Origin of the sequence: Microbacterium sp. LWH3-1.2 (assembly GCF_040675855.1) — a bacterium.
Classification (GTDB): Bacteria; Actinomycetota; Actinomycetes; order Actinomycetales; family Microbacteriaceae; genus Microbacterium.
Map to the genome: position 1 here is coordinate 2,741,584 of NZ_JBEGIK010000001.1, position 22,943 is coordinate 2,764,526.

At 70.7% G+C, this 22,943-nt stretch carries 21 protein-coding genes; 3 read left to right on the forward strand and 18 right to left on the reverse strand.

What is annotated here, in order from left to right; genetic code table 11:
* Positions 1 to 56: 56 nt before the first annotated feature.
* The gene (locus tag MRBLWH3_RS12775; RefSeq protein ID WP_363432479.1) at positions 57 to 1,013 is read right to left on the reverse strand and encodes a helix-turn-helix domain-containing protein; all 957 of its coding nucleotides are present in this window, start codon (positions 1,011 to 1,013) and stop codon (positions 57 to 59) included.
* A gap of 216 nt (positions 1,014 to 1,229) precedes the next feature.
* Here MRBLWH3_RS12775 and MRBLWH3_RS12780 point away from each other — a divergent pair, with 216 nt between their 5' ends.
* Positions 1,230 to 2,480 (forward strand): acyl-CoA dehydrogenase family protein, encoded by a 1,251-nt coding sequence (locus tag MRBLWH3_RS12780; protein WP_363432482.1) that lies wholly within the window; start codon positions 1,230 to 1,232, stop codon positions 2,478 to 2,480.
* Between the two features lie 68 nt (positions 2,481 to 2,548).
* Here MRBLWH3_RS12780 and era read toward each other — a convergent pair whose 3' ends face one another.
* The 12 genes from era to MRBLWH3_RS12840 form a co-directional block, all read right to left on the reverse strand.
* The gene (era, locus tag MRBLWH3_RS12785; RefSeq protein WP_363432484.1) at positions 2,549 to 3,493 is read right to left on the reverse strand and encodes a GTPase Era; all 945 of its coding nucleotides are present in this window, start codon (positions 3,491 to 3,493) and stop codon (positions 2,549 to 2,551) included.
* A complete protein-coding gene (locus MRBLWH3_RS12790) occupies positions 3,490 to 4,842 on the reverse strand; it encodes a hemolysin family protein (RefSeq protein ID WP_363432487.1) in 1,353 nt (450 codons plus the stop codon). Before MRBLWH3_RS12790 ends, era begins: the two co-directional genes overlap by 4 nt.
* Positions 4,839 to 5,309, reverse strand: coding sequence for an rRNA maturation RNase YbeY (gene ybeY / locus MRBLWH3_RS12795; RefSeq protein WP_363432490.1), 471 nt, complete (start codon positions 5,307 to 5,309; stop codon positions 4,839 to 4,841). The genes MRBLWH3_RS12790 and ybeY overlap by 4 nt, the downstream gene beginning before the upstream one ends.
* On the reverse strand, positions 5,306 to 6,337 hold the full coding sequence (locus MRBLWH3_RS12800; protein ID WP_342001901.1) for a PhoH family protein: 1,032 nt from the start codon (positions 6,335 to 6,337) through the stop codon (positions 5,306 to 5,308). Before MRBLWH3_RS12800 ends, ybeY begins: the two co-directional genes overlap by 4 nt.
* Before the next feature lie 52 nt (positions 6,338 to 6,389).
* The gene (locus tag MRBLWH3_RS12805; protein WP_363432492.1) at positions 6,390 to 6,737 is read right to left on the reverse strand and encodes an HIT domain-containing protein; all 348 of its coding nucleotides are present in this window, start codon (positions 6,735 to 6,737) and stop codon (positions 6,390 to 6,392) included.
* Between the two features lie 52 nt (positions 6,738 to 6,789).
* Positions 6,790 to 7,527, reverse strand: coding sequence for a 16S rRNA (uracil(1498)-N(3))-methyltransferase (locus MRBLWH3_RS12810; protein ID WP_363432495.1), 738 nt, complete (start codon positions 7,525 to 7,527; stop codon positions 6,790 to 6,792).
* 3 nt (positions 7,528 to 7,530) lie between these two features.
* Positions 7,531 to 8,646, reverse strand: coding sequence for a molecular chaperone DnaJ (gene dnaJ / locus MRBLWH3_RS12815; protein WP_363432497.1), 1,116 nt, complete (start codon positions 8,644 to 8,646; stop codon positions 7,531 to 7,533).
* Positions 8,647 to 8,697: 51 nt separating this feature from the next.
* Complete coding sequence (hrcA, locus tag MRBLWH3_RS12820) at positions 8,698 to 9,738, reverse strand: heat-inducible transcriptional repressor HrcA (RefSeq protein ID WP_363432500.1); 1,041 nt, start codon at positions 9,736 to 9,738, stop codon at positions 8,698 to 8,700.
* 128 nt (positions 9,739 to 9,866) lie between these two features.
* Positions 9,867 to 11,084: a radical SAM family heme chaperone HemW gene (gene hemW / locus MRBLWH3_RS12825; protein ID WP_363432502.1), complete on the reverse strand. Its 1,218-nt coding sequence runs from the start codon at positions 11,082 to 11,084 to the stop codon at positions 9,867 to 9,869.
* A gap of 7 nt (positions 11,085 to 11,091) precedes the next feature.
* Positions 11,092 to 11,742 carry a DUF1990 family protein gene (locus MRBLWH3_RS12830; protein ID WP_363432504.1) on the reverse strand — a complete coding sequence of 217 codons (651 nt, stop codon included), beginning with the start codon at positions 11,740 to 11,742 and terminating at the stop codon, positions 11,092 to 11,094.
* A gap of 27 nt (positions 11,743 to 11,769) precedes the next feature.
* Positions 11,770 to 13,620 carry a translation elongation factor 4 gene (gene lepA / locus MRBLWH3_RS12835; RefSeq protein ID WP_363432506.1) on the reverse strand — a complete coding sequence of 617 codons (1,851 nt, stop codon included), beginning with the start codon at positions 13,618 to 13,620 and terminating at the stop codon, positions 11,770 to 11,772.
* Positions 13,621 to 13,677: 57 nt separating this feature from the next.
* Positions 13,678 to 14,820 carry a pyridoxal phosphate-dependent aminotransferase gene (locus MRBLWH3_RS12840; RefSeq protein WP_363432508.1) on the reverse strand — a complete coding sequence of 381 codons (1,143 nt, stop codon included), beginning with the start codon at positions 14,818 to 14,820 and terminating at the stop codon, positions 13,678 to 13,680.
* Between the two features lie 40 nt (positions 14,821 to 14,860).
* Between MRBLWH3_RS12840 and MRBLWH3_RS12845 the strand changes: the two genes are divergently transcribed.
* A complete protein-coding gene (locus tag MRBLWH3_RS12845; protein ID WP_363432510.1) occupies positions 14,861 to 15,586 on the forward strand; it encodes an alpha/beta fold hydrolase in 726 nt (241 codons plus the stop codon).
* On the opposite strand, the gene MRBLWH3_RS12850 is transcribed toward MRBLWH3_RS12845, so the two are convergent.
* Positions 15,575 to 16,825, reverse strand: a complete 1,251-nt coding sequence (locus MRBLWH3_RS12850; RefSeq protein WP_363432512.1) for an MFS transporter — start codon at positions 16,823 to 16,825, stop codon at positions 15,575 to 15,577. The two genes, MRBLWH3_RS12845 and MRBLWH3_RS12850, sit on opposite strands and share 12 nt — an antisense overlap.
* The gene (locus MRBLWH3_RS12855; RefSeq protein ID WP_363432514.1) at positions 16,822 to 18,180 is read right to left on the reverse strand and encodes a GH1 family beta-glucosidase; all 1,359 of its coding nucleotides are present in this window, start codon (positions 18,178 to 18,180) and stop codon (positions 16,822 to 16,824) included. Before MRBLWH3_RS12855 ends, MRBLWH3_RS12850 begins: the two co-directional genes overlap by 4 nt.
* Positions 18,181 to 18,414: 234 nt before the next feature.
* Between MRBLWH3_RS12855 and rpsT the strand changes: the two genes are divergently transcribed.
* Positions 18,415 to 18,675 carry a 30S ribosomal protein S20 gene (rpsT, locus tag MRBLWH3_RS12860; protein ID WP_045302706.1) on the forward strand — a complete coding sequence of 87 codons (261 nt, stop codon included), beginning with the start codon at positions 18,415 to 18,417 and terminating at the stop codon, positions 18,673 to 18,675.
* 86 nt (positions 18,676 to 18,761) lie between these two features.
* On the opposite strand, the gene holA is transcribed toward rpsT, so the two are convergent.
* The 3 genes from holA to MRBLWH3_RS12875 are packed head-to-tail and all read right to left on the reverse strand — an operon-like array spanning position 18,762 to position 22,856.
* The gene (holA, locus tag MRBLWH3_RS12865) at positions 18,762 to 19,799 is read right to left on the reverse strand and encodes a DNA polymerase III subunit delta (RefSeq protein ID WP_363432518.1); all 1,038 of its coding nucleotides are present in this window, start codon (positions 19,797 to 19,799) and stop codon (positions 18,762 to 18,764) included.
* A 41-nt stretch (positions 19,800 to 19,840) separates the two neighbouring features.
* Positions 19,841 to 22,228 (reverse strand): ComEC/Rec2 family competence protein, encoded by a 2,388-nt coding sequence (locus tag MRBLWH3_RS12870; RefSeq protein ID WP_363432520.1) that lies wholly within the window; start codon positions 22,226 to 22,228, stop codon positions 19,841 to 19,843.
* 1 nt (position 22,229) lies between these two features.
* Entirely contained in the window at positions 22,230 to 22,856 is a 627-nt protein-coding gene (locus MRBLWH3_RS12875; protein WP_363432523.1) for a ComEA family DNA-binding protein, read from the reverse strand.
* Positions 22,857 to 22,943: the final 87 nt, after the last annotated feature.

The following is a 22,943-nucleotide window of genomic DNA, read 5'->3' on the forward strand; positions in this document are numbered from 1 at the left end:
TCAGAGTACACCCGCGCTCGCCGCCGACGCGAACCGGACGACGCGGGACGACACCTTCACGCCGCGACGGAACGGTACGCGCGCGGACTCATGCCCACGTGCGCCCGGAACGCGCGGTTGAGGTGCGAGAGGTCCGCGAACCCCCACCGCGCAGCCAGCTCGGTCAGCGTCGTCTCGGCCGGGTGAGCGAGCTCGGCGGCGCACTGCTCGACCCGCAGGCGCATGACGGTCTGGCTGTACGACATCGCGGCACCCTCGTACAGCCGATGAAGCTTGCGCACCGAGATGGCGAAGCGGGCAGCGGTGGCCGTCGGGCTCACATCGCCGTGCCGCAGATGCTGCGTCACATACCGCTCGATACTCGAGCGCAGGGCTTCTCCGCGCCCGTCGCTCGCGACGTAGGTCTCCATCGGGGCCTGCTCGGCGAAGGAGTCGAGGAGGGTCTCGAAGACCGAGCCGAGCACGGACCGCTGCGCGTCGTCGACGTCGGGCGAGGCCGACCAGGCCGACCGCATCGAGTCGGCCAGGACCGCGCTCATGCCGCTCAGCGCCGAGAACGACTTCGCGCGCAGATCCCGCCGCACACGCGAGTGCAGCCGGACGCTGGGCACACGGAACGAGACCGACGTCCACGGGTCGAGGTAGTCGAGGACGAACTCCTCGGCGGCATCCACGATCGTGAAGGTCCCGGCGGGCGAGTAGGCCTCTGTCGCCCCCTGACGCACGATGCACCGACCGCGCAGCATCAGATTGACGAAGACCACGTCCTCTTCCAACCGCTCCACCTCTGCCCGCCCGTGATGGATCGTCTGCGCACATGTGGCGATCTCGGCGGCGTTGACATGGCCGAGGAGCTCACTGGCCACAGTGCCGGGCAGCCCCGGGCGCCGCCAGGCATCGCGTTGACCGCGTTCGACCGGGCGCAGCGGCGTGAAGGCGTCGCACAGCGTGTGGCGCCAGTAGGCGTACTGCTCGGCAGGAGGTCGGGTGGATGTATCCCAGCGCAACGACATCGGCATCTCCTCGTTGCTCTCGCGTGAATCGCGTCGAGAAGAGTAGACCGAGACGCGATCACGGCGCGGAGTCACTCACGTTTCGGGGAAGTAAGCGAGATCTCACTGCAGGCGACGGTGCGCGCTCGTCCCGGTTCGCGTGCGCTGTGACACAAGCGCACGGTGTCAATTCCGCAGAAGGTGGAGACGACCCGCCGTCTACCCAAGGAGAACCCCATGGCGATCGACTTCACACTGTCGGACGAGGAGATGTCGCTCAGGCTTCAGGCCCGCGAGTTCGCGGAAGGGGTGCTCTCGGGCGTCTCCGATGCCGTGGCCCCCCACTCCGAGCCCCTCGAGCGGTTCCGTGCGCTCAAGCCCTTCTACCAGCAGATGGTGGACGCCGGCTTCATCGCCGGGCTCGTGCCGCCGGAATCCGGAGGACATCGGTTCACCAATCTGCAGTTCGCCCTCGCCTGCGAGGAGCTCGCGCGCATCGACGTGAACGTCCCGTCGGCCGTGCTGGGCACCGGCCTGGGACTGTACCCGATCATCGCTGCGGGCACCCCCGAACAGCGAACGCGGTTCTTCGCGCCCTTCCTCGACGGCAGTCCGGCCCTCGCCGCGATCGCGTTCACGGAGGCTGCGGGTGGGGCCAACTTCGACCATCCGGACCCGCGGTTCGGAGTTCAGACCTTCGCCGTCCGCGACGGAGACGAATGGGTCATCAACGGCAGGAAGGCGTACACCACCAACGCCTCAGGGTGGGACGACAAGGGCGCTGACCTGATCAGCGTCGTCTGCCGCACCGACCCCGACGCTCCGCCCCAGGAGTCGCTCGCGATCGTCGTCGTGGAGAAGGGCACTCCCGGAGTGGTGGTGACGGGCATGATCGACACGTTCGGTCACGTCGCCACGAACTCACCCGTCCTGGAGTTCCGCGACGTCCGGGTACCGCTGTCGAACATGATCGGCGAGCCGGGCGACGGGGTGCAGCTGACCAAGGGCGCGTTCTCATGGACCTGCTCCAGCATCGGCGCCGCGGCCGTCGGCAAGATGCGTGCCGCGTTCGAGTTCGCCTACGAGTTCGTCACGACCGAGAGGCGCTCGGGAAGTGTGCCCGTCATCGACCATCAGAACGCGGGGTACATGCTCGCCGACATCAAGACGCGCATCGAGGCGGGCCGCTACTTCGCCTGGAAGGCGGCCGACCACTTCGACAAGACCGGAGGACTGGACCGGGAGCTGTCGAACATGGTCAAGATCTACAACTCCGAGCTTTCGGTGCAGACGGTCTACGACGCCATGCGACTGGTAGGGGTCGAGTCATACGGCGACCGCACCCCGCTCGGCGCGATCATGCAAGACGTGCTCTGCTTCCCGGTGTACGACGGCGGGAACATGGGCGTCCGCCGCCGCCACCTCCACGAGATGCTGCGCACTCCCGGCTACGACCACCTCGCCGCTGCCGAGAACCGTCTGCCGTAGTCGACGACCGCCCCGCGGCAGGGGCTCCGGTCTCGCTCGGACCGCCCTGCCGCGGAGCGCATCCGTGGCTAGAAGCCGAGGCGACCGAGTTGTTTCGGGTCGCGCTGCCATTCCTTGGCGATGCGCACATGCAGCTTGAGGAACACCTTGGTGCCCAGCAGGGGTTCGATCTGCGCGCGGGCGCGGGCGCCGACGTCGCGCAGCCGAGAGCCCTTGTGCCCGATGATGATGCCCTTCTGACTGTCGCGTTCGACGACGATGTCGGCGTAGATGTCGGTCAGCTCGGAGTCCTCGCGGGGTGCCACATCCTGCACGACGACGGCGATCGAGTGCGGCAGCTCGTCGCGCACGCCGTCGAGAGCGGCTTCGCGGATGATCTCGGCGATGCGATCCTCGGTCGACTCGTCGGTGACGACGCCCTCGGGGTACAGGGCGGGGCCTTCCGGCATGAGAGCGAGCAGCTCGTCGCTCAGGACGTCGAGCTGGTCGCGCGTGAAGGCGGACAGCGGGATGACGGCCGCCCAGTCTTCGCGGAGCTGATCGACCTCGATGAGCCTCTCGGTGATCTGCTCGCGGGTGGCGGCATCCGTCTTGGTCACGATGGCCACCTTCTTCGCGCGCCCGTAGCCGTTCAGCGACTCCGCGATGCGGCGGTCGCCGGGGCCCACCTTCTCGATCGCGGGCACGCAGAAGCCGATGACGTCGACGTCGCCGAGCACCTGCTCGACGAGGTCGTTGAGGCGCTGCCCGAGCAGCGTGCGGGGTTTGTGGAGTCCCGGGGTGTCGACGATCACGAGCTGGCCGCCGGGGCGACTCAGGATGCCGCGGATCGCGCGGCGCGTCGTCTGGGGCTTGTCGCTGGTGATGGCGACCTTCTCGCCGACCAGCGCGTTGGTCAGGGTCGACTTGCCGACGTTCGGCCGGCCCACGAACGTGACGAAACCGGACCGGCTCTCGGCGGACCCGTGCGCGGAGACGGACTCGGCGTGCGGTGTGGGCTCGTTCTCGGTCATGACGTCTCTTCCTTGCGAGGCAGCCGGATCTCGCCGGTGCGGGGGCTCACGATACGGATCTCGCCGGTGCCCGGCGAGCGGCCGACGTGCAGGGCGGGGTCGCCGCGCTCGACGAACACCGTGGAGATGCCGCGTCCGCGGCCGCGGGACGCTCCGCCGGTGAGCACGAGGCCGGCGTACTCGGCCGTCGCACCAGGCTGCGGGACGCGACCGAGGGCCTTGCCGAGCAGTCCCCCGATGGAATCGACGTCCTCGTCCTCGAGCTCGAGGCCGAAGAGGTCGCCGACCTCGTCGAGGCCGAGGCGGGCGCTCACGCGGTAGTGGCCGGGCTCCAGCTCGGTGACCTCTTCGCCACGCGGGTCGTATTCGTCCGAGATTTCGCCGACGAGCTCCTCGATGAGGTCCTCCAGGGTCACGAGGCCCGAGACGCCGCCGTACTCGTCGATGACGAGGCACACGTGCACCGCGTCGCGCTTCATCTGCTGCAGCAGCGTCTCGGCCTTCATCGACTCCGGCACGAACACCGCGGGGCGCGCGATCCGGCTGATCGGGGCATCCCGCCACCCCGCCTCGTCGCTGAAGCCGAACTGCACGAGGTCCTTGAGGTAGAGCACGCCCACGACGTCGTCGGCATCGTCGTCGACGATGGGAATGCGCGAGACGCCCTTGTCGAGGAAGATCGTCATCGCCTCACGCGTCGAGGTCGAGGCATCCACCGTCACCATGTCGGTGCGGGGCACCATCACGGCACGCACGAACGTGTCGGTGAAGTCGAACACCGAGTGGATCAGCTCGCGGTCGTCCTGTTCGATGAGCTCGTTCTCGGCGGCCTCATCGATGATGCTGAGCAGCTGCTCCTCGGAGGCGAACGACGAGCCGCGCGGTGAGCCGGGTGTGATGCGGGTGCCGAGGGCGACGAGGCCGTGGGCCAGTGGTCCGAGGATGATGCGCACTCCGCGGACGATCGGCGCCGCACCGCGCAGGAGCCCTTTCGCGTGGAGTCGCCCCACGGTGCGGGGGCTCGCCCCCACCACGACGTAGGAGACACCCGTCATGAGCACCGCGGCCGCGAGCATCGCCCACCAGATGTTGTCGAACAGGTCCGTGAACGCGACGGTGACCAGTACGGCCGCCGTCGTCTCCGCGAGCACGCGGATGAAGATCACGGCGTTGGCGTGCGCGTCGGGGTCGTCCGCGATCTTCCTGAGCGACACCGCGTTGCGACCGCCCGCTCCGAGCTCTGCGAGATCAGCGCGGGAAGTGACGCCGAGCGCCGCGTCGATGGCGACCATGAGGGCGCCGAACGCGAGCAGGACCGCCGCGGCGACGAGCAGCAGAGCGGCGGTCATGCGCGAGGTCGTCGACGTTCGGATGCCTGGAACGAGGTGATGAGCTCGCGCTGCAGTCCGAACATCTCCCGCTCCTCCTCCGGTTCGGCGTGGTCGAAGCCGAGGAGGTGCAGGAGTCCGTGCGTGGTGAGGAGGATGAGCTCGTCGAGCGTCGAGTGCTTGGCGGCCACGGCCTGGGTCTCGGCGACCTGCGGGCACAGCACGATGTCGCCGAGGAGGCCTGCCGGCGTGGGGGCGTCCTCGGTGCCCGGACGAAGCTCGTCCATCGGGAAGCTCAGCACGTCGGTGGGGCCGGGCTCGTCCATCCACTGCACGTGCAGTGCCTCCATGGCGCCCTCGTCGACCAGCAGGATCGCCACGTCGGCGTCCGGGCTGACGTGAAGCTCGGCGAGGTTGTGCTCCATGAGGCGGAGCAGCACCGTCTCGTCGACGGCGAGCCCCGATTCGTTGCCGATCTCGATGGTCATGGGCGTCCTCGCTTCGGAAGGTGGTCACGCGGTCCGCCGCCGCGTACGGTGGCGGCGCGTCGCTCGGCGCGGTTGGCGAACTCGGATGCCTCGTCCCTCTCGCGACGTGCGGCGATCCGGCGCTCGTCGTACTCGCTGTAGGCGTCGACGATGCGGCCGACGAGGGTGTGGCGCACGACGTCGTCGCTCGTCAGGTACGAGAAGTGGATGTCGTCGATGTCGCCGAGCACGCGGGTCACGAGCCGCAGGCCGGAGGCGCCCTGCGGCAGGTCGATCTGCGTGATGTCGCCGGTGACCACCATGCGCGTCCCGAAGCCCAGGCGCGTGAGGAACATCTTCATCTGCTCGGGCGTGGTGTTCTGCGCCTCGTCGAGGACGACGAAGGAGTCGTTCAGCGTGCGGCCGCGCATGTACGCCAGCGGAGCGACCTCGATCGTGCCGGTCGCCATGAGCTTGGGCACCAGCTCCGGGTCCATCATCTCGTTGAGCGCGTCGTACAGCGGGCGCAGGTACGGGTCGATCTTGTCGGTGAGCGTGCCGGGCAGGAAGCCGAGCCGCTCACCCGCCTCGACGGCCGGCCGCGTCAGGATGATGCGGCTGACCTCCTTGCGCTGCAGCGCCTGGACGGCTTTCGCCATCGCGAGATATGTCTTCCCGGTGCCGGCGGGGCCGATGCCGAACACGATCGTGTTCTCCTCGATGGCGTCGACGTACGCCTTCTGGCCGAGGGTCTTCGGGCGGATGACCTTGCCGCGCGAGGAGAGGATCGCCTCTCCGAGCACCTCCGACGGGCGGGGCCCGCCCTCACTGCGGAGGATGCGGTTCGACGAGGCGACGTCGTCCTCGCCGAGCGATTGACCCGCCTTCGTCATCGCGACGAGCTCGTCGACCAGCGTCCGCGCCGCAGCGACCGCCGCCGCCTCCCCCGTCAGAGTGATCTCGTTGCCGCGCACGTGCACATCGACACCCGGGTGCTCCTTCTCGACGACCCGCAGCAGGCGGTCCTGTGGACCGAGGAGCTGCACCATCGCGACGCCGTCGACCTCGACGTGGTCGCTCACGGTCTCATGAGCAGGTTGATCAGGCACCGAGACTCTTCTCTTCGAGGCCTCCCGCGAGCACATGGGCATGCACGTGGAAGATGGTCTGGCCCGCGTTCGGGCCGGTGTTGAACACGAGGCGGAAGTCCCCGTCGGAGTGCTCGGCAGCGACCGTGTTCGCGAGGCCGACGAGCTCGGCCATGAGGTCTGGGTCGCCGGCGGCGAGCTCGACGACGTTGCGGTACTCCCCGGTCTTGGGGATCACCAGCAGGTGCACGGGTGCTTTCGGGGCGATGTCGCGGATGGCGAATGCGTTCTCGGTCTCTGCGATGATCTCGGACGGGACCTCGCCGTCCAGGATGCGCGTGAAGATCGACGGTTCACTCATGTCGCAAGTCTACCGACGGGGTGCGCGCGGGGACGGCTGCGGCCCGCCCCGCTCACCAGCGCCCGAGGGCGGTGCTGACGACTGCCAGCGCCGCCGGACCGGCCGTCGAGGTGCGCAGCACGGTCTCGCCGAGGCGCACGAGTCGCGCACCCGCGGCCGTGAGGGCGTCGAGCTCTTCCGCGGCGATGCCGCCCTCAGGTCCGACGACGAGCACGATGTCGCGTTCCTCGGCCGGCTCCACTGTGAGGGCGCTGAGCCGCTCGGTCGCCGCCGGCTCCAGGATCAGGACGACGGATGCTGCCGCCCGCCGCGCGAGCGCCGCAGTCGTGGTCAGCTCCGCCACCTCCGGCACCCACGCGCGGTGCGCCTGCTTCGCGGCCTCGCGCACGATCGTCGCCCAGCGCGCCCGGCCCTTCGCCGCCTTCGCGGCGTCCCACCGCGAGACGCTGCGGGCGGCCTGCCACGGCACGATCTCGTCGACACCGAGCTCGGTCGCCGCCTGGACGGCGAGCTCGTCGCGATCCCCCTTGGCCAGCGCCTGCACCAGCACGATGCGCGGGCGCGGGGGCGCAGCATCCGTCCGTCCGTCGATGCGCACGACGACCTCGCGCGGCGCGACCGACTCGACGCTGCCGGTGAGCCAGGCCCCCCGCCCGTCGCCGACCGTGACCTCCTCGCCGACCCGCACGCGGCGCACGGTCGCGGCGTGGTGCGCCTCCGTACCGGTGAGGGTCACCGTCTCGCCGGGGGCCGCATCGACGGGCTGATCGAGGAGGAAGTGCAGGGGCACGGGTCAGCCGTTCCGGAAGCGATCGCGCAGCTTGGCGAACAGGCCCTGATGGAACTCCGCCAGCTTCGGCGAGGGAGCCTTGGTGCGCTTGGCGAACTCCTCGATGAGGGCGCGCTCCTTGTGGTCGAGGCGCGTCGGGGTGACCACGTGCACGCCGACCCTGAGGTCGCCGCGCTGGGAGCCGCGCAGCGGCGTGATGCCGCGCCCCTTGATCGTGAGGATGTCGCCCGCCTGCACGCCCGCCCGCACCTCGAGATCGACGGGGCCGTCGAGCGATTCGATCGTCGTCGTGGTGCCGAGGATCGCGTCGGGCATCGACACCTCGAGCGTCGCGAGCAGGTCGTCACCGTCGCGGCTGAACACCTCGTGCGGCTGCACGGTGACCTCGATGTACAGGTCGCCGTTCGGGCCGCCCGCCGGGCCGACCTCGCCCGAACCCGGAAGCTGCAGGCGCAGTCCGGTCTCGACGCCGGCCGGGATGTCGAGCGACACTGTTCGGCGCGCGCGCACGCGCCCCTGCCCCTGGCAGGTGGCGCACGGGTACGGGATGGTCGTGCCGTAGCCCTGGCAGACGTTGCACGGCTGGGTCGTGACGACGTTCCCGAGGAGGCTCCGCACCTGGCGCTGGACGTTGCCGGTGCCGTGGCAGATGTCGCACGTGACCGGGCTCGTGCCCGGCTGGCAGCAGGAGCCCTGGCAGGTCTCGCACACCACGGCGGTGTCGACCTCGATGTCGCGGTGCGTGCCGAACACGACATCCCCGAGTTCGAGCGTGACGCGAACGAGCGCGTCCTGGCCGCGCTCGCGACGCGACCGGGGACGACCGCCACGCGACCCGCCCGCTGCGCCGAAGAACGTCTCGAAGATGTCGTTGAACCCGCCGAAGCCGCCGGCGCCGCCGCCGAACGGCGAGTCGTTGCCGCCCATGTCGTAACGTGCGCGCTGCTCGGGGTCGCTGAGGACGTCGTAGGCATGCGTCACGAGCTTGAAGCGCTCGGACGCCTCCTCGCCCGGGTTCACGTCCGGGTGCAACTGGCGGGCCAGCTTGCGGTAAGCCTTCTTGATCTCGTCGGTGGAGGCGTCGCGTGAGACGCCGAGGACCTCGTAGTGGTCAGCCACATTCGCCTTCCTGCCGCGGCGAGGCCGCGGGATCGTGGGTGCGCGCGTGCGTCAGCGGGAGCTGTCGTCCTGCTCGAGCATGCGCGTGAGATAACGCGCGACGGCGCGGACCGTCGCGAGGTTCGTGGGGTAGTCCATGCGTGTCGGGCCGAGCACGCCGACGCGGGCGAGCGCGCCCGTCGCGTCGTAGTCGCTGGCGACGACGGATGCCTCGGCCAGACCGAACGCCTCGTTCTCACGGCCGATGCTCGCCGAGAGGCCCTGTTCGTCGGCGACCATCTCGCCCATCAGCCGCAGCAGGGTCACCTGCTCCTCGATCGCCTCGAGGAGCGGGTAGATGCTGCCGCGGAAGTCGGACTCGCGGCGGGCGAGGTTGGCGCTGCCTGCCATCACGAGCTTGTCCTGCCGGAACTCTTCGAGCTCCTCGGCGACGGCGCGCACGATCTCATCCATTGCGCGTTCGTGCGCAGGCGCTTGCGTGTGGGGAGCGTCGAGTCGCTCGGCGATGCGCTGCAGTCCCTCGCGCACGGGGCGGCCGACCAGGAGGGTGCCGAGGCCGGCGCGGATGTGCGCGAGATCGGAGTCGTCGAAATCCTCGCCGACGAAGGTCAGTCGCTGAGAGACGCGTCCGGTGTCGGTGACCACGATCACCAGCATGCGTCCGCCTCCGAGCTGCACCAGCTCGACGTGCGTGACGTTCGCGCGCGCGAACGAGGGGTACTGCACGATCGCGACCTGGCCGGTCAGCTGCGTGAGCGCCCGCACGGTGCGCACGAGCACGTCGTCGAGGTCACCCGACCCGTCGAGGAACGAGGCGATGGCGGCGCGCTGGGCCGGCGAGAGCGGCCGGAGCTCGGCGAGGTGATCGACGAAGACGCGATAGCCCTTGTCGGTCGGCACCCGGCCGGACGAGGTGTGGGGCGCCACGATGAGGTCTTCGTCCTCGAGCAGCGCCATGTCGTTGCGGATCGTCGCCGCCGACACGCCGAAGGAGTGGCGCTCGACGATCGCCTTGCTGCCGACCGGCTCGCGCGTGTCGACGTAGTCCTGGACGATCGCCCGCAGTACCTGCAGACCTCGTTCGCTGACCATCCCGCCTCCTCACGCCGCAGCTGGCACTCGCATGACTGGAGTGCCAATTCTATCCGATGCCCCTGTCAGGATCGCCGAGCCACGCAGGTCGGGTTGCCGTCTCACCCGGAACCGCAATGCCGCCGAGGTCAGTCGGTGAGCGCGCGGACCACGGCGTCGGCGAGGAGACGGCCGCGGCGGGTGAGCACGACCCTCCCCCGCAGCGCGGCGTGACCGTCGATGAGACCGTCCGCGATGAGCGCGGCGACCGCGTGGCGGCCCTCGCCGAGGAGCTCCTCGACCGGCAGTCCGTCGCGGATGCGGGTGCGCAGCAGCACGCTCTCGAGGTTCCTGGCTGCGGCATCCGGAATCTCCCGTCCGGCGGCCGGCGACTCGCCCGCGGCCAGCCGCTGCGCGTAGGCGGCGGGGTGTTTGACGTTCCAGAACCGCACGCCCGCGACGTGGCTGTGCGCGCCGGGGCCGAAGCCCCACCAGTCCGAGCCGACCCAGTACGCGAGGTTGTGTCGCGAGCGGTGCGCGTCCCCGCGCGCCCAGTTCGACACCTCGTACCAGCCGAATCCTGCGCCCGCGAGCATGTCGTCTGCCAGTTCGTACATGTCGGCCTGCAGGTCGTCGTCGGGGGCGGCGACCTCGCCGCGTCGGATCTGGCGGGCGAGCTTCGTGCCGTCCTCGATGATGAGCGCGTACGCCGAGACGTGATCGGGTTCGAGCGCCACCGCCGCCCCCAGCGACGAGCGCCAGTCGTCCAGAGACTCGCCCGGGGCGCCGTAGATGAGGTCGACGCTCACGTCGAGTCCGGCGCCGCGCGCCGCGCTGACCGCCGTGCGGACGTTGTCGGGGTCGTGCGTGCGGTCGAGCGCGGCGAGGACGTGCGGGACCGCGGACTGCATGCCGACCGAGAGACGGGTGACACCGGATGCTGCGAGCTCGGCCGCGACCGCGGGGGTGACCGTGTCGGGGTTGGCCTCGACCGTGATCTCGGCGCCCTCGGCGATGCCGAATGTGTCACGGACACCTGCCAGCATGCGCCCGAGGTCGCCCGGCGGGAGGAGCGTCGGGGTGCCGCCGCCGAAGAACACCGTCGACGCGGGACGGACGCCGCCGGCGCGGGCGAGAACGGGCGCGGCAAGGGCGATCTCGCGCAGGAGCGTGTCCGCATACTCGTCCTGGCGGGCACCGCGCAACTCGGACGACGTGTAGGTGTTGAAGTCGCAGTAGCCGCAGCGCACGCGGCAGAACGGAACGTGCAGGTACACGCTGAAGTCGGCGGCCGGATCGATGCGCGTGCCGAGCGGCAGCGAGCCGTCCGAGGGAACGGGCTCGCCCAGCGGAAGTGCGGAGCCCATCAGCGCCTCACGCGGGGGTGGTGTACAGCGGCGAGATCGCGCGAAGGTAGCGCGTGAACAGCTCGCGTCGACGGCGCTTCGTGAGGCCGGGAAGCATCCGGTAGAGCACGGCGCGCGGGGCGTCGAACGCACGGACCGTGAACCAGACCTCGTCGTTGTCGTACCAGTCGAGCATGAACGACTCCTCGCCGCTGACGACCGATTCGCTCACGGTGCCCAGCGCGAAGCCCACGCGGCGAGGCTCCTCCACCGCGAAGATGACGCGGAGCTCCGCATCGGCGCGCAGCCCCTTGACGCGGCCGTCGACGCGGACCGTCGTGCCCGCGCCGACGAACGGCGTGCCGTCGGCGTCGAACCGCTGTTCGGCCTCGGACCGGCTCGGCGCGACGGGGTTCCCCTCGGCGTCGAAGCTGACGCCCGAGTACATGGGGCCGGACGCAGGCCGCACATCGGTGAGCACGAGCCCCGCACCGCGCTGCGCGGTCCACGACATGAGCGCCTCGCTCGCCGCACGGAAGCGGGTCTCGCCGCTGCCGATGCGCCACGACTGCTCCGCCGGGATGCTGCGCTCCGGTGGATACTGCATCAGATCCGGCGCCTGGGTCGCCCCGACAGCGGCATAGTCGACGGTGTCGTCCCGGAAGGTTCCTCGACGCATGGATTCCAGCCTACTTCGCGAGTCGGGTCACTTCTTGGCAGGACCCTCGACGTCCCCTGAGAGCGCGGCGATGAACGCCTCCTGCGGGACCTCGACGCGACCGACCATCTTCATGCGCTTCTTGCCCTCCTTCTGCTTCTCGAGGAGCTTGCGCTTGCGCGAGATGTCGCCGCCGTAGCACTTCGCGAGGACGTCCTTGCGCATCGCCCGGATGTTCTCGCGGGCGATGATCCGGGCGCCGATGGCGGCCTGGATCGGCACCTCGAACTGCTGGCGCGGGATGAGTTTGCGCAGGCGCTCGGTCATCATCGTGCCGTACGCATAGGCCTTGTCGCGATGCACGATGGAGCTGAACGCGTCGACTTTGTCGCCCTGCAGCAGGATGTCGACCTTGACGAGATCGGCAGTCTGCGAGCCAGCGGGCTCGTAGTCGAGGCTCGCATAGCCCTGGGTCTTGGACTTCAACTGGTCGAAGAAGTCGAACACGATCTCCCCCAGGGGCATGTGGTAGCGCAGTTCGACGCGGTCCTCGCTGAGGTAGTCCATTCCGAGGAGCGAACCGCGGCGGGACTGGCAGAGCTCCATGACGGTTCCGACGTAGTCCTTCGGCAGCAGGATGCCGACCTTCACCACCGGCTCGGACACCTCGGCGACGCGGCCGTCGGGGTACTCGCTCGGGTTGGTGACGACGACGGTGTCGCCGGTGTCCGTCGTGACTTCGTACGTCACCGAAGGTGCGGTCGTGATGAGGTCGAGGTCGAACTCGCGCGAGAGGCGCTCGGTGATGATCTCGAGGTGCAGCAGACCGAGGAAGCCGCAGCGGAAGCCGAAGCCGAGCGCCACCGACGTCTCGGGCTCGTACTGGAGGGACGCGTCCGACAGCTTGAGCTTGTCGAGCGCCTCACGGAGGTCGGCGTAGTCGCTGCCGTCGATCGGGTAGATGCCCGAGAAGACCATCGGCTTCGGGTCGGTGTAGCCGGCGAGCGCCTGGCCCGCGGGCTTGCGCTGATTCGTGATCGTGTCGCCGACCTTGGACTGGCGGACGTCCTTCACGCCGGTGATGAGATACCCCACCTCGCCGACGCCGAGGCCCTTGGTGGGGACCGGCTCCGGGCTGGACACACCGATCTCGAGGAGGTCGTGCGTCGCCTTCGTCGACATCATCTGGATGCGCTCACGCGGCTCGAGCTTGCCGTCGACCATGCGGACGTATGTCACCACGCCGCGGTAGGAGTCGTATACCGAGTCGAAGATCATGGCCCGGGCCGGGGCGTCCGCGTCCCCCTTCGGAGCGGGGATCTGCTCGACGATGCGGTCGAGCAGGGTCTCGACCCCCATGCCCGTCTTGCCGCTCACGCGGAGCACGTCGTCGGGCGAGCCGCCGATGAGACCGGCCAGCTCCGCCGCGTACTTCTCGGGGTCGGCGGCGGGCAGGTCGATCTTGTTGAGCACGGGGATGATGTGCAGGTCGTTCTCGAGCGCGAGGTACAGGTTCGCGAGCGTCTGCGCCTCGATGCCCTGCGCGGCGTCGACCAGGAGGATCGCGCCCTCGCAGGCCGCGAGCGAACGCGAGACCTCGTACGTGAAGTCCACGTGTCCGGGGGTGTCGATCATGTTGAGTGCGAAGGTCTGACCGGCGGCGGCCCACGGCATGCGCACGGCCTGCGACTTGATCGTGATCCCGCGCTCGCGCTCGATGTCCATACGGTCGAGGTACTGCGCGCGCATGTCGCGGTCGGAGACGACACCCGTGATCTGCAGCATGCGGTCGGCCAACGTCGACTTGCCGTGGTCGATGTGGGCGATGATGCAGAAGTTGCGGATCAGCTCGGGCGGCGTGGCAGAGGGCTCGAGGGGCTTCAGGGCGCGCGGTGACATGTCCAGACGATTCTACGGGTGCGCGCTGCTCGACGAGCCCCGGCGACGGCGGCGGGGTCAGGCAGCAGCGGGGAGGCGGCCGAGCCCCTCCAGCAGCTCGTCACGATCGCTGGCCACGCACACGCGAATCCAGCCCTCGCCCGAGGTGCCGAACGCGCTGCCAGGGGCGACGGCCACGCCCTGCTCGTCGAGGAACCGCTCGGACCACGTCATGACATCGCCCGCGGACACGTGCGACACGTCGATCCAGAGGTAGAAGGCGCCGGTCGGATCCAGGTATCGCAGACCGCGCGCATCGAGGAGCGCCGTCGCCGCGGCGAGGTTGCCGCGATAGTGGGCCGCGCTGTGTGCGACGCCGCCCTGTTCGCCGGTGAGGGCCTCGGCGGCCGCCCGCTGCGACGGCTCGTCGACGCAGCTGACAACCGCCTCCTGGACGCGCAGCATCGTCTGCCGCCATCCCGGAGGCGTGACGAGCCACCCCACCCGGGCCCCGGTCATGGCATACGTCTTCGACATCGAGAACACGGACAGCACGCGGCCGTCGGCATCGAGCGTCGCGGGGCTCACGTGCGGCTCACCCCAGGTGAACCGCTCGTACACCTCGTCGCTGATGAGCCACAGATCGTGGCGGCCTGCGAGGGCGATGAGCGCTTCCAGCGTCGCCCGGTCGAACGTCGAGCCGAGCGGATTGGAGGGGGTGTTCACGATGATCGCCCGCGTGCGCGGCGTGACCAGCGACTCGAGCTCGCCGAGATCGGGCTGGAAGGCGCGCTCGGGACGCAGCGGATAGGGCACCGGCGTCGCCTGCAGGAGGTGGGCGTTCATCGTGAAGGTGGTGTAGCCGGGGTCGGGCACGAGCACCTCGTCCCCTTCCGACAGCGTGAGCGCCATCGCGAGGTGCAGCGCCTGCGTCGCGCCGATCGTCACCCAGATCTGTTCGAGCTCGACGTCGAGCGCGTTCTCCCGCGCCAGCTTGTCGCGGATCGCTTCGCGCAGCGCCGGGATGCCGCCGTTGGGCGTGTACCGGATCGCACCGTCGTGCCACGCCTGGGACGCAGCATCCCGGATCCGTTGCCCCGCCACCTCGCCCGGTTCACCTACGGCGAGGATGATCGTGCCGGGCCGGCGCAGCGCGCGCTCGAGGATGTGGCGCACGCCTGAACCCGGCATGCGCGCGATGTGCGGGGCGATCTCGGGCATGCCGCCATGCTAGGGGGGCCTGCGCCGATACCCTGTCGTCATGGTCGTCCAGGTCGTGCTCGTTCACGGCATCCGGACGTCCGCGACGATGTGGCGCGCGCAGGCCGAATACCTGACGGTGCGCGGCAACCCGGTCACCGCGGTCGACCTCCCCGGCCACGGATCCCGCATCGCCGAGGAGTTCACGCTCGAGTCGGCTTTCGCCACGATCGACTCTGCGGTGCGCGCCGCGGCCGAGCGCGGTCCTGTCCTGCTGTCGGGCCACTCGATGGGCGGGCTCCTGTGCATCGAGTACGCGGGGGCGGAGACTCCTCCCCCCGTCGCGGGCTTCATCGCGGCATCCTGCACCGCCATCCCGCGCGGCGTCGGCCTCGCGACCTACCGGGTCCTCGCGCGCGGCTTCGACTCACTGCCCGACCGCGGGATGTGGCTCACCGACCGCATGCTCGATCGCATCCTCCCTGACGAGACCCGGGCCGACTTCGGGGCCGGCGGCTATGCGCTCGACGCACAGGACGTGGCGCTGCGCAGCCTGTCCGTGCTCGACCTGCTCGCGGCGCTCCATCGCATCGACGCCCCCCTCTGGTTCGTCAACGGTCAGTACGACCAGCTCCGCGTGAACGAGAAGCTCTTCATGAGGATCGCGCGCCACGCGGAGCTGATCGTCGTGCCGCGGACGACCCATCACGTGACCGTCATGCGTCCGCGCGTGTTCAACGCACTCCTCGAGGTCGCCCTCACGACGCTGGAGGCGTCACACCGCTGAGGCCGCGCGCTCCCGACTGCGGATCGCGTAGGTCATGAAGCCGCCCGCGATCGACAGGACGCCCCCGACGAGGAACAGCAGCCAGAAGCCGCCCACGAGCGCGACGAGGCCCGCGCCGAGGAGAGGCCCGATGAGCTGGCCGAGGCTTGCCGACACGTTCACGAATCCGAGGTCGCGCGCGTGGTCCTGCGGATACGGCAGCAGGTCCGCGCCGAGCGCGAGGCCCACTGACATGTATGCCCCGTAGCCGACGCCGAGGAGCGCCGCCGCGATCATCGCGGTCGTGAGCGACGGCGCCACCACGAGGATGATCGACGCGAGTCCCTGGACGACGGCCGACCACACAGCGAACGGGATCCGTCGCCCGGTGCGGTCGGAGATCCACCCCGACGCGATCGAGGACACCACGACGAAGAGCGTGTACACGAGGATCAGCAGCAGCAGCTCGTCCTCGGCCGTCGCGGGGTCGCGGTGCAGGCCGTACAGCAGGAAGAACAGCAGCAGCCCCGTGCCGAGCGCGTTGCCGACGTTCACCGTCAGGCGCCCCGCCAGGAGCCACGCGAAGTCGCGGTCGCGAAGGGCGGCGAGTCGCTCGCCGAGGGTGCGCGCTTCGCGCGCCACCGCCACGTCGGCGCGTGCGGGCGGATCGGGCAGGAGAAGTGCCGCGGCCGTGCCGACGACGGCGAGGAAGCCGGCCAGGACGAGGTAGCCGACCACGACGCCGAGTTCGAGAAGCACGATGACGCCGACGCCCACGACGATCCCGAGTGCCTGCGAGGACGAGACGGCGGCGGATGCTGCGCCCCGCTGCGTCGTCAGCTGATCGGCGATGAGAGCGGTGAAGGCCGCGGAGGCCATGGCGACACCGACCGAGACACCCACCCAGGCGAGCCCCACGCCCCACGGCCCGGGTGCCGAGGCGGTCGCGGCCAGCGAGGCAGTGCCCAGCCACACTCCGCCGAGCGCCCAGGGGCGGCGGCGCCCCATCCTGCCCCGGGTGCGGTCCGAGAGCCCGCCGGCGACCGGGGCGGCGATCGCACCGGCGATGCCGCCGATCGCCAGTACGAGGCCCGACGACACCACCCCCGACACCCAACCGTCGGCGTCGTCCGGAGTGTCGAGCTGCAGGGGGATGAGCAGGTGGAGCGGAGTGAGCTGCACCGTCCACAGTGCGAGCCAGGCGAGCGTGAAGAGGGTGAACCAGCCCGCGCCGACCTTGGCCCCCGGCCGGGCGGTCACGCGCGGGCCTCTGCGATGAGGCCGCGGTACCAGTCGAACGACGCCTTCGGGGAGCGTGCCGCGGTGTCGAAGTCGACGTGCACGAGGCCGAACCGCTGAGACCACCCGTCTGCCCACTCGAAGTTGTCCAGCAGAGACCACACCGTGTACTCGCGCACGTCGACGCCGCCGCGTACGGCCGCGCCCACGGCATCGATGTGGCCGGCGAGGTACGAGATGCGCTCGGCGTCCGGGACGGGCCCGTCGACGTGATCCGGTTCGGGGAACGACGCCCCGTTCTCGCCGATCACGAGCGGCGGCAGGCGGTCGCCGTAGCGCTCCGTGAAGTCGAAGAGCAGTCCCGTCAGCGCCGCCGGTACGATGGGCCACTCCGGCCCGAAGCCGGTGACGGGCGCGCCGGGCGTCGGGACGATCTCGAAGGGCAAGGGGCTGCCGTCGGGCGCGGCGGCGACGGTCGTCGGCTTGTAGAAGTTGATGCCGTAGAAGTCCCCCGCCGCCGAGATCAGCTCGAGATCGTCGTCCTCGACCGGCATGGGCGGGATCCCGAGCACCTCGAGGTCGGGGTAGGCGCCTGTGAGCACGGGGTCGGCGAAGACGCGGTTGTGGAGCACGTCGTACACGGCTGTTGCCGCGAGGTCGGCATGCGTCTTCGCTGCCGGAAGCACGAGGGTGTGGTTGTTGACGATCCCGACCTCCTCGGCACCGGCCGCGCGCAGCGTGCGCAGCGCGAGGCCGTGACCGAGCAACTGATGGTGCACGGTCGGCAGCGCGCCGAAGAGCAGCTGCCTCCCCGGCGCGAGCGTGCCCACGGCGTAGCCCTGGAGCGACGTCGAGACGGGCTCGTTGAGTGTGTACCAGTGACGGATGCTGTCGCCCAGCGCCTCCGCGACGATCTCGGCATACTCGCCGAAGCGCAGCGCCGTGTCTCGGCTGAGCCAGCCGCCGCGCTCTTCGAGGGCGCTCGGCAGATCCCAGTGGTACAGCGTCGCGAATGGTGTGACCCCCGCTTCGCGCAGGTCGTCGGCGAGGCGGCGGTAGTAGTCGAGGCCGGATTGCAGCACCGGGCCGCCGGGCTCCGGCTCCACACGCACCCACGAGATCGAGAAGCGGTACCGATCGACGCCGAGCGCGGCGAGGAGCGCCACGTCTTCGCGATGCCGCCGGTAACTGTCCGGACCGGGGTCGGCTGTGGCCCCGTCGCGCACGGCACCCGGAGTGGCCACGAAGTCGTCCCAGATCGACCGGCCCCGTCCGTCTACCGCGCGCGAGCCCTCCACTTGGAACGCGGCGGTGGCGGCGGACCACCGGAAGCCCGGCGGGAACGGCGAGAGATCGACAGACGGATGCTGCGGCACGGCGGACTCCTTCGTCACTCAGCGCGCCGGGCGAGCGCGCTCCCACGCGTAGATCATGCATCATGAGAGGGCTCCGCCGTGCACGCCTGTGAGTGTCATCGACCCATCGGTTCACCTGATAGAATCCTTGTTTGGCTTGCGTGTGGGTTCGCCCTCACGACCGCCGCGAAGCGCCCCTCTCTCGCTGACCGGCACATCAATCCGATTCACCTTCGAACGAAAGAACGTCGACACGTGGCGAACATCAAGTCGCAGATCAAGCGCAACAAGACCAACGAGAAGGCGCGCGAGCGCAACAAGGCCGTCAAGAGCGAGCTGAAGACGCACGTCCGTCGCACCCGTGAGGCCATCGCGGCCGGCGACAAGGCAGCTGCCGAGAAGGCGCTGGGCACGGCGACCAAGAAGCTCGACAAGGCCGTCAGCAAGGGCGTCATCCACAAGAACCAGGCGGCGAACCGCAAGTCGGCCATCGCCAAGCAGGTCGCCGCTCTCTGAGCCTCTGACAAGCTCCGCGACCTCGAGTCGCGTGAAGGCCCGTCCCACCAGGGGCGGGCCTTCGGCTTGTGCCGGGGAGTGTCGGGTCAGGCGCCGTACGGTGCGCGCGTGGCGATCACGGTGAGCATGCGCTCGAGGGCGAACACCGCGTCGCGTGAACCGCCCTTGACCTCGGCATCCGCGCGTGCCGTCGCCTGGATCGCGCGGCCGAGGCTCTCCTCGTTCCAGCCGACCAGATCGCGGCGGGCGCGATCGACCTGCCAGTCCTTCATACCCAGGCGCGACGCCAGGGCCGCCGCGGGCTCGCGGTTGCCCGCGACCCGCGCCATGGTCCGCAGCTTCATCGCGACCGCGGCGACGAGCGGCACCGGGTCGGCGCCGGAGGCCAGGGCGTGTCGAAGCGCGATGAGCGCCTCTCCGTAGCGCCCCGCGATCGCCGTGTCGGCGACCGTGAAGGCCGATGTCTCGACACGCCCGCCGTAGTAGCGCGCGACGACCTGGTCGGTGATGTCGCCGGGGACGTCGGCGATGAGCTGCTGGCACGCCGCGGCGAGTTCGGTGAGGTCGTCCGCGAAGGCGGACACGAGCGCGCGCAGCGCCGTCGGAGCGATGCGCTTCTTCGCCACCTGGAACTCCCCCGCGGCGAAGTCGAAGCGGTCGGAGTCGCGCTTGACGGCCGGGCATGCGATCTCGACGCCCGAACCCTCACCTGCGCGGATCGCGTCGAGCAGCTTCTTGCCGCGCACGCTCGCGCCGGTGTGGCGGAGGACGACCGTCGCGCCGTCCTGCGGGGCCGCGAGGTACGCCACGGCCTCCGTGAGGAAGGTGTCGGAGCACTTCTCGACGCCGCTCACGCGGACCAGCCGCGGCTCGCCGAACAGCGATGGCGAAGTCACGCCCAGGAGGGTTCCCGCGGCGTAGTCGTCGGCGCGGATGTCGGACACCTCGAGCGTCGGGTCTTCGGCACGCAGGTAGTCACGCACGCCGGCGATCGCCCGTTCGGCGCAGACCTCCTCCGGCCCGGAGACGAGGACGATCGGTGCCGGCTGCGGAGCTCGCCACGAGAGCTGGGGAATGGCGCTGCGCGCTGCCTTCGCAGGTGCTCGGCGTGCGGGAGAAGCCATTCCCCCAGCCTACCGACGGCCACCGACGGTGACCGTCGCCCTCACCCGCCGCGATCGTGCCATACCGCCACCGAACCGGTGCCCGATGCCCAGAGGGCGATTGCGCCGTCGCGGTCGGTGCGCTCGATCCGCGCTCCGACCGCGTCGAGGATCGCGAGCGCGTCGTCGCGCGGATGCCCGTAGTCGTTGCCGGCACCGACGGTGACGAGCGCTACCGACGGCTGTGCGGCGACATACAGGCCTGCGTCCTGGTCGGCGCTCCCGTGATGGGCGGTCTTGACGATCGCGTAGGGGGGATCGAGCGCGCCGGTTGTCGTCAGCAGCCGCTGCGGCGAGGCCGACAGGTCGCCGAGGAGGAGGATCGGAGGAATGCCGCCGCCCCGGACGTCCAGGACGATGCTGGCGTCGTTGCCCGACGGGAAGGCGCGGCTCCCCGCCTTCGGCCAGAGCACGCGCCACCGCGCGCCCCCGAGTGACCCGCTCAGGCCCGCCGCCGCCTCGGTCGGCCGCGCCCCCTGCGCCGCCAGCGAGGCGATGGTCGCGCGCCCCGCTGCGTCGCCCGGTCCGTGGAGCACCATGCCGACCCGGCCGCGTACTGCGTCGAGCCCGCCGATGTGGTCGAGGTCGTAGTGCGTGAGGACGAGCAGGTCGATCCGGTCGAGGCCGGCGCGGGAGAGGCAGGCGGCGAGCGGTTCGGGGTCCGGCCCGGTGTCGACCAGTGCGACGGCGTCCTCCGACCGGAGCAGGACGGCATCGCCCTGACCCACGTCGCACGCGAGAACGGACCAGTCGGCAGGGAGGGTCCACCGGCCGGCCACGGTGGCCAGGGCTGCCGTGCCGATCCCGGCGCCCAGCAAGACGGCGACGACGGCGACGGCGACGGTGCGGGTGAGGCGCCGTGCCCACGGACCGCGGCGGTCCAGGGCGATCGCGAGCCCGACAGCCAGGCCCGCCGCGGCGAGCGCCATCGCGCCGGGCACCCCCTCGAGCCAGGGCAACGCATCCACGGGGAGCGCCGAGGCTGTGGTGGCAGTCGCAGCGATCCACGACGCCGGCACCCAGGCGAGTCCCGCGAGACCCGATTGCAGCCACGGCAGCGGCGCGCTGAGACACGCCGCGAGCCCCAGCAGGGTCGCGGCCGGTGCGGCGGGGCCCGCGAGAAGGTTCGCGAGCACGCCGTACACGGGCACCGTCGGCTCGATGAGGATCAGAAGCGGACCACATGCAAGCTGGGCGGCGAGCGGCACCGCGAGGGCGAGAGCCAGGGGTCGCGGGAGGACGCGGGCGAGCCCGGTGGCGAGCGGACGCGCCCACAGCAGCAGCGACCCCGTCGCGACGACGGACAGCGCGAACCCGAGCGACGCTGCCAGCCACGGATCGAGGACGAGCAGCAGCGCGACGGCGACCGACAGCAGCGTCATCCCCGCGCCGGCGCGGCCGAACAGCACCGCGAGCATCGCGATCGCGGCCATCGCGGCGGCGCGCACGACGCTCGGCTCGGGTGTGACGAGCAGGACGAACCCCGCGAGCGCGCACAGGCCGACGGCGACCCGCAGCCCTCGCGAGGCGCCGAGAGCGGCCGCGAGGGTGAACGCGATGCCGACGACCAGCGCGCAGTTCGCCCCGGACACGGCCGTCAGGTGCGACAGTGAGGATTCCTTCATGGCCTCATCGAGGGAAGGTGAGACGACCGACGTGTCGCCGACCGCAAGACCGGGGACCAGACCCGCGCCCTCGCCGGGCAGACCGTCGAGTGCATCGATAAGGCCGCGTCGCAACCCCGCAGTGACTGCGGCGATACCCTCCGGCGGGTTCAGGACCTCGACCCCGCGCGAGGCCCACACCTCGAGCACCGCCCGCTCCCCCGGCCTCCCGGGTCGTGCGGTGCCGTGGGCGACGACGGCCGCACCCACGTCGAGCTGCGATGGCCTGTCTACGTCCTCGGATGAGACGCGCAGCGTGATCTCGACCTCCGCCGCATGCCTCTCGCTCCCGATCGCCATACCCGACGCCCGGGCATCGAAGGCGAGCGAACCATCGGCGCGGTGCTCGATCTTGCCGACGACGTCGGCACGGATGTCGACGGCCCGGCCACCGTCCAGGGCGAGCTCGGCGATCGTGGTCCGGGCCGGGTGCGCCAGGGCGACATGGGACGCCGCGGCCGCCGAAGCCGCGGCGGCGAGCACCGCGACCGCGACGGCACGGCGCACGGCGTGCCGAGGCATCCGGAATCGTGTCAGGGACCTGGTGAGAGGCGACGGACTGCCCCGAGGCCCGCTGAGGCGCAGCACGACGGCGGTGAGCACGAGGGCAAGGGACCAGAGCACCAGAGCGATCCAGGGCGATGCCGCGGGAAGGAGGATCGCGACCGCCGCGACCGCCCAGCACACCCCGGCGACCGGGACCAGCCGCAGCGCGTGCCGAGCCATGTCACACCGTCACGAGGCCGCGCAGGGCCTCGAACATCTTGTCGCCGATGCCGGGAACCGCGAGCAGGTCCTCGATGCTCGTGAACCCGCCGTTGTCGTCGCGCCACGCGATGATCCGCTCCGCGAGCGCAGGACCGATGCGTGGAAGCGTCTCGAGGAGCGGCGCGTCGGCTTCGTTGAGGTCGACGGGCGCGTCGCCGGACGGCACGGGACCGGGGCCGTCGGCCGCGGCCGGCGGCGCGTCGCCCTCGCGCGGGACCGGCAGCTGCTCGCCGTCGTCGAGTGTGCGGGCGAGGTTGATCGCGTCACGGTCGGCGTCGTCGGCGAAGCCGCCGGCGGCCGCGACAGCGTCGACGACGCGCGAGCCGGCCGGCAGCACGTAGAGGCCAGGTGCGCGCACCGCACCGGAGATGTGCACGTACATCTCGACCGACGGCGTCGCTGCTGCCGCGGGGGTCTCGTCGACGAGGACCTCATCGACCGGGGCGGTCGCGCTGCGAAGGACGCCGATACCCACGGTGATCGCCAGTGCGGCGATCACGAGGACCACGACGGCGCCGATCCCCAGGCGGCGGCGCGCGCCGACGGGCTCGGTCGACCCGCTCTCGGAGCGGTCGTCGGCTGTCACGGACCCACGCTAGGAGGTGGGGAGGGCCCCAGACGCCGAGGGTCCCGGGGATGTGCACACCCCGGGACCCGACCGTGCTGTGGAGGA

Excerpts from the sequence above, each read along its gene's own strand:
- MRBLWH3_RS12775 (WP_363432479.1), bottom strand. The coding sequence starts at position 1,013 with ATGTCGTTGCGCTGGGATACATCCACCCGACCTCCTGCCGAGCAGTAC.
- MRBLWH3_RS12780 (WP_363432482.1), top strand. The coding sequence starts at position 1,230 with ATGGCGATCGACTTCACACTGTCGGACGAGGAGATGTCGCTCAGGCTT.
- era (WP_363432484.1), bottom strand. The coding sequence starts at position 3,493 with ATGACCGAGAACGAGCCCACACCGCACGCCGAGTCCGTCTCCGCGCAC.
- MRBLWH3_RS12790 (WP_363432487.1), bottom strand. The coding sequence starts at position 4,842 with ATGACCGCCGCTCTGCTGCTCGTCGCCGCGGCGGTCCTGCTCGCGTTC.
- ybeY (WP_363432490.1), bottom strand. The coding sequence starts at position 5,309 with ATGACCATCGAGATCGGCAACGAATCGGGGCTCGCCGTCGACGAGACG.
- MRBLWH3_RS12800 (WP_342001901.1), bottom strand. The coding sequence starts at position 6,337 with ATGGTGCAGCTCCTCGGTCCACAGGACCGCCTGCTGCGGGTCGTCGAG.
- MRBLWH3_RS12805 (WP_363432492.1), bottom strand. The coding sequence starts at position 6,737 with ATGAGTGAACCGTCGATCTTCACGCGCATCCTGGACGGCGAGGTCCCG.
- hrcA (WP_363432500.1), bottom strand. The coding sequence starts at position 9,738 with ATGGTCAGCGAACGAGGTCTGCAGGTACTGCGGGCGATCGTCCAGGAC.
- hemW (WP_363432502.1), bottom strand. The coding sequence starts at position 11,084 with ATGGGCTCCGCACTTCCGCTGGGCGAGCCCGTTCCCTCGGACGGCTCG.
- MRBLWH3_RS12830 (WP_363432504.1), bottom strand. The coding sequence starts at position 11,742 with ATGCGTCGAGGAACCTTCCGGGACGACACCGTCGACTATGCCGCTGTC.
- lepA (WP_363432506.1), bottom strand. The coding sequence starts at position 13,620 with ATGTCACCGCGCGCCCTGAAGCCCCTCGAGCCCTCTGCCACGCCGCCC.
- MRBLWH3_RS12840 (WP_363432508.1), bottom strand. The coding sequence starts at position 14,820 with ATGCCCGAGATCGCCCCGCACATCGCGCGCATGCCGGGTTCAGGCGTG.
- MRBLWH3_RS12845 (WP_363432510.1), top strand. The coding sequence starts at position 14,861 with ATGGTCGTCCAGGTCGTGCTCGTTCACGGCATCCGGACGTCCGCGACG.
- holA (WP_363432518.1), bottom strand. The coding sequence starts at position 19,799 with ATGGCTTCTCCCGCACGCCGAGCACCTGCGAAGGCAGCGCGCAGCGCC.
- MRBLWH3_RS12870 (WP_363432520.1), bottom strand. The coding sequence starts at position 22,228 with ATGGCTCGGCACGCGCTGCGGCTGGTCCCGGTCGCCGGGGTGTGCTGG.